Source organism: Oleiphilus sp. HI0117, assembly GCF_001635235.1.
In genome coordinates this window covers 1-715 of record NZ_LWGA01000042.1, presented here as the reverse complement: position 1 = coordinate 715, position 715 = coordinate 1, and the positions used below count along the sequence as shown (strand labels likewise).

The following is a 715-nucleotide window of genomic DNA, read 5'->3' as shown; positions in this document are numbered from 1 at the left end:
AGTAGAGAACGTCGTAAACGCGCCAAGAAACCCGGTCATAACGAAAGGCTTCATGTCAGCAGGAACGATACTTTTCTCAACGATATATACATAGGCAAAGCCCATCAATAATGAGCCTAGAATGTTCGCGGTCATAGTACCCCAAGGGAATGCTCGAGAGCCTACAAGGGAAACGAGCCCATAACGCGCAAGCGCGCCCAGGGCGCCAGCAACGGCGATCAGTAACAAGTGATTCATTAGAGATTTGAGGTTCCTTTATAACACTCGCAGAGTTTACCGCGAAAAGACGATAAAACACACCGAAAAAACGAATATTCCCACTCTAACCGGGCATTTCTTTTCGTTTAATTTCAATTAGCAAGCCCTCATTTATCTCTGTTAAATTACGAGCCCTGGCAACTTTTTCTACGCGGGATTTTACAAATGGCCTAATGAAAAAAGGGACCTTCTTCAAGCGTGCCTTTGCGCAACTGCGCCAAACGATTGCGCTTTCTGTCATCCTTTATCTCCCATACCTAATTTATTCAGATAATGTTAACAGTCTACCCACCTGACTGCTAACCCTCCCTGAGAGGTTTCCTTGAACTCTTCTGACATTGCCTCACCAGTTTGCTTCATCGCCGCAATACAATTATCCAAGGTAATTAAATGGCTACCGTTACCGTGCATCGCAAGTGACGCAGCCGCATAGGCTTTGATGGCACCAAATCCGTTC

General features: G+C 45.7%; 3 protein-coding genes. All 3 read right to left on the bottom strand.

Annotation, left to right across the window (positions count from 1 at the left end):
* A partial coding sequence (locus tag A3757_RS00800; RefSeq protein ID WP_197469614.1) for a CrcB family protein occupies nt 1-237 on the bottom strand: 237 nt, incomplete at its 3' end.
* 85 nt (nt 238-322) lie between these two features.
* The gene (locus tag A3757_RS27985) at nt 323-499 is read right to left on the bottom strand and encodes a PCP reductase family protein (protein ID WP_082865032.1); all 177 of its coding nucleotides are present in this window, start codon (nt 497-499) and stop codon (nt 323-325) included.
* A gap of 35 nt (nt 500-534) precedes the next feature.
* A partial coding sequence (locus A3757_RS00795) for an L-serine ammonia-lyase, iron-sulfur-dependent, subunit alpha (RefSeq protein WP_197469613.1) occupies nt 535-715 on the bottom strand: 181 nt, incomplete at its 5' end.